The sequence below is a fragment of the Stenotrophomonas sp. P5_A8 genome, from assembly GCF_056400545.1.
In genome coordinates this window covers 1-3,867 of sequence record NZ_JBFULB010000351.1, presented here as the reverse complement: position 1 = coordinate 3,867, position 3,867 = coordinate 1, and the positions used below count along the sequence as shown (strand labels likewise).

The window sequence follows — 3,867 nt, the reverse complement described above, 5'->3', positions numbered from 1 at the left end:
GAGGAGACGGACGCCGCCCGCGTCGACGGGGGAAGGTACCGACCGTAGGCCGGTACCCAAAGGGCTCAATGCATGGGGGAGTCGTACATCCGTTCCAGCTTCTGCTTGGCCAGCAGCTTCTCACGCTTCATCCGGCCCAGGGTCAGATCGTCTATCGGCAACACACCCAGCTGGGCATCCATGCACTTTTTGTTCAACTTCTGGTGCCGCTCGTACAGTGCCTTGAATTCCGGGTCACGCTTGCGGCGTGCATCGATCTCGCTCTGGGGCTGACCTTCGAACATGATGAACCTCCTATCGCTTGTTGCAGAAACAAGAACGCCCCGGCCTCACGGCACGGGGCGTTGCTTTTGGGTGGAGCGCCGGACACGAACCGCAACCGAACCTGCACGTGCAACCGGGACTGCCCGGACTGCAGACTGCTGTGGTTCAAGCCCTCGGTTCATCGGCCCGGCCCTCCAATCGTCCGGGTCGCGGAAGGCCACCCGGACAACTGACCCTACGCCTGCTCCGGAGGGTCTTCAAGCGTTTCATCTGAAATTTTCGATGTGGCCCAGCAGAGGTTCAGGCTGAACACGCAGAACAACGAAAATTAAACGAAAACAAGCAGTTGCATCACAACCAACGATCGTGGTCGACCACCGCGCCGTTCTCAGGGCGCGATGATCACCTCGGCCGAACGCGCCTTGGTCGCCGCCGCCTTCTTGCCGCTCACCTGCAGCCGGCTGGCGCTGACGCCCGCGGCCACCAGCGCGTCGCGCAGGGCCTGGGCACGCTGATCGCCCACCCCGGCGGCGGCATCATAGGCCTCGATCCGCACCCGACCCTTCTTGCCGATGTTGAGGTACTCGGCCAGCGCCTTGGCCTGGCCCTTGGCCCCGGCCGACAAAGCACCCTTGCCGGCGGCGAAGGCATCGCCGTTGAAGGTGAAGACCTCGCCGCGGGTGTCGAACTTCGACCCCGGCAGCTTGTTGCCCGAGACCAGTTCGGCCTCTTCGCGGGCCAGCTTGGCCGCGCTCTGCTGGGCTGCGCTCAGGCGCGCGGTCTGCTTGCCGGCCACGCTGGTCAGCGCGGTTTCGGCATCCTGGCGGGCCAGGGCTTCCTGTTCGGCGGCCACGCGCAGGCGCTCGCTCTCCTCGGCCTGGATCTGCGCCTGCACGCGCAGGCGTTCGGCCTCCTGGCGGGCGCGCTGGGCATCGCGGCGGCTGGCTTCGATCAGCAGCTCGCTGCGGGTGCGTTCGAGCTGGTCGACCTCGCGCTGGGCCAGCGCGGCACGTACGCTGGTTTCGGCGATCTCGACCCGGCGCTCGGCCAGGTAACGGGCCTGGTCCACATCACGGCGCTTGGCCTTGGCCAGCTCCGCGACCGCCTGCTGGGCCTGCAGCCGCTCGAAGGCGCCCAACTGGGCCGCATCGGGGTTGGCCTGGATGGCCATCAGCCGCTGGCTCAACTGGGCCACGGCCGGGTCTTCGGCCGCCTGGGCCAGCAGCGGCAGGGCCAGGCTGGCGGCCAGCAGCAGGGTGGAGGCACGCAGCGTCGGGGACTTCATCGGCGAAACCTTCATCAGCGGTTCTCCCCGGTGGCGAGCTGGCGTTGCAGCTGGGTCACCTCATTGCGGCGCAGCTGCAGCTGGGCGGTGGCCGTGGCCTCCTCGCTGCGGGCGCGGGCCAGGTCGGCATCGACCGTGGCGCGAACGGCCAGGGCCGGGGCGTTCTTGCGCTCGCGGCGGTCGCCGGCCGCGCGCTGGGCCTGTTCAAGCCCTTGCCGGGCCACGGCGATCAGGTCCGGGGCGTACTGGTCGGCATCGGCCTGGGTGGCCTTGTCGACCGCCTGCCGGGCCTGCATCAGCTCCAGCGCGCCGTCCTGCGCCTGGGCGGCGCCTGCGAACGCGAGTGTGCACACCGTCACGCATATCAGCAGCGTCCGGTACGGGACACGTCGTATTTGTGCGAAGCTAGGATTCATTGGGGGTGCCGTCGCCAGAAGTAGGAGCGCGGCCATTGTCGGAAGCCTGCGGCGTGCTTGCAATGGCACGCGGCCGATTGTTGGGGAAACATTTCGCATGGATATCGGCTATTTCCTGAAGCTGATGACCGAAAAGAACGCTTCGGACATGTTCTTGACGACCGGAGCACCGGTATACATCAAGATCGAGGGCAAGTTGTACCCGCTGGGCAATACCGGCCTGCCGCCGGGAATGGTCAAGAAGATCGCCTACTCGCTGATGGACGAGGGCCAGGTGCCCGAGTTCGAGCGCGAGCTGGAGCTCAACATGGCCATCGCCCTGGCCGAGGCCGGGCGCTTCCGCGTCAACGTGTTCAAGCAGCGCGGCGAGGTGGGCATGGTGATCCGTGCCATCCGCAGCAAGATTCCCAGCATCGAAGAGCTCAACCTGCCGCAGGTGCTCAAGGACGTCATCATGACCCCGCGCGGGCTGGTGCTGGTGGTCGGCTCGACCGGTTCGGGCAAGTCGACCTCGCTGGCCTCGATGATCGACCACCGCAACAGCACCACGACCGGGCACATCCTCACCATCGAGGACCCGATCGAGTACCTGCACAAGCACAAGATGTCCATCGTCAACCAGCGCGAGGTCGGGCTGGATACGCACGCCTTCCACAACGCGCTGAAGAACGCGATGCGTGAAGCGCCGGACGTGATCCTGATCGGCGAGATCCTGGATGCCGAAACCATGGAGGCGGCCATCGCCTTCGCCGAGACCGGGCACCTGTGCCTGGCCACGCTGCACTCCAACAACGCCGACCAGACCATCGAGCGCATCCTCAACTTCTTCCCGGAAAGCGCCCACCGCAACGTGCTGATGAACCTGTCGCTGAACCTGCGCGCGGTGGTGTCCCAGCGCCTGGTGAAGGGTAAGGACGGGCGTCGCCTGCCGGCCACCGAGGTGTTGATCAACACCCCGATGATCCGCGATCTGCTGCGCCGCGGCCAGGTGCATGAGATCAAGGCTGCGATGGAAGCCTCGCTGGAAGAAGGCATGGAGAGCTTCGACCAGTGCCTGTTCCGGATGGCCAAGAACGGCATCATCGAGCAGGAGGAAGCGCTGCGCGCGGCCGACTCGCGCGATGGCCTGGCGTTGAAGTTCCGGCTGTCCGAAGGTGGCAGTGGCGAGCACGATCCGTACGCGGATTTCTCGGCCAACAGTGCGCCGGCGGCGATCACGCACGGGTTCTGAGGGGTGATCGGGGAGCCACGCGTTGCGTGGCTCTACCGGTGCGGTTTCGATCCAGTCTTTTGAGGMGCCGGCCAACGGCCGGCACTACCCTGCGCGTTACCGCCGGTCAGGCGGCGTCGGGCTGGTTTTCCGGGCGCGCCGTGTCGAAGGCCGGCAAGGCAAGGCACGCCGCATCGATCCGGGCCAGGGTCGGGTACGGCTCCAGGTCCAGGTTGAAGCGGCGCGCGTTGTACAGCTGCGGGACAAGACAGCAGTCGGCAAGGCTCGGGCTGTCGCCATGGCAGAAGCGACCGGTATCGACCGATTCGACCAGCATCCGCTCCATCGCGTCGAACCCCACCCGCATCCAGTGCCGGGTCCAGTCATCGCGCTCGACCTGCGGCACGTTCCAGGTGTCGCTGAAGAACTGCATCACCCGCAGGTTGTTGAGCGGGTGCACATCGCACGCCACCAACTGTGCCAGACCGCGCACCCGCGCACGCCCGGCCGCATCGTCGGGCAGCAGCGCCGGCAGCGGGAACACCTCGTCCAGGTATTCCAGGATCGCCATCGACTGCCGCAGCACCTGCCCGTCATGGCACAGCGTGGGCACCAGTTCCTGGGGATTGAGCGCGGCATAGGCCGCGCTGTGCTGCTGTCCACCATCGCGCACCAGGTGCACCGGGGTGATC

General features: G+C 66.5%; 5 protein-coding genes. 1 reads left to right on the top strand and 4 read right to left on the bottom strand.

The window, feature by feature from the left end; translation table 11 throughout:
- Nucleotides 1-65 precede the first annotated feature (65 nt).
- The 3 genes from AC1DQP_RS17790 to AC1DQP_RS17780 all read right to left on the bottom strand — a co-directional run bounded on the left by AC1DQP_RS17790 (nucleotide 66) and on the right by AC1DQP_RS17780 (nucleotide 1,965).
- Nucleotides 66-284, bottom strand: coding sequence for an HP1242/YdcH family protein (locus tag AC1DQP_RS17790; RefSeq protein WP_256775312.1), 219 nt, complete (start codon nucleotides 282-284; stop codon nucleotides 66-68).
- Between the two features lie 368 nt (nucleotides 285-652).
- Nucleotides 653-1,549, bottom strand: a complete 897-nt coding sequence (locus AC1DQP_RS17785) for a hypothetical protein (RefSeq protein WP_478052135.1) — start codon at nucleotides 1,547-1,549, stop codon at nucleotides 653-655.
- A 14-nt stretch (nucleotides 1,550-1,563) separates the two neighbouring features.
- Nucleotides 1,564-1,965, bottom strand: coding sequence for a DUF4398 domain-containing protein (locus tag AC1DQP_RS17780; protein WP_306175462.1), 402 nt, complete (start codon nucleotides 1,963-1,965; stop codon nucleotides 1,564-1,566).
- Between the two features lie 97 nt (nucleotides 1,966-2,062).
- Between AC1DQP_RS17780 and AC1DQP_RS17775 the strand changes: the two genes are divergently transcribed.
- Complete coding sequence (locus AC1DQP_RS17775; RefSeq protein WP_038690656.1) at nucleotides 2,063-3,196, top strand: PilT/PilU family type 4a pilus ATPase; 1,134 nt, start codon at nucleotides 2,063-2,065, stop codon at nucleotides 3,194-3,196.
- Between the two features lie 106 nt (nucleotides 3,197-3,302).
- Here AC1DQP_RS17775 and maiA read toward each other — a convergent pair.
- On the bottom strand, nucleotides 3,303-3,867 hold a 565-nt coding region (maiA, locus tag AC1DQP_RS17770), incomplete at its 5' end, for a maleylacetoacetate isomerase (protein ID WP_478052134.1).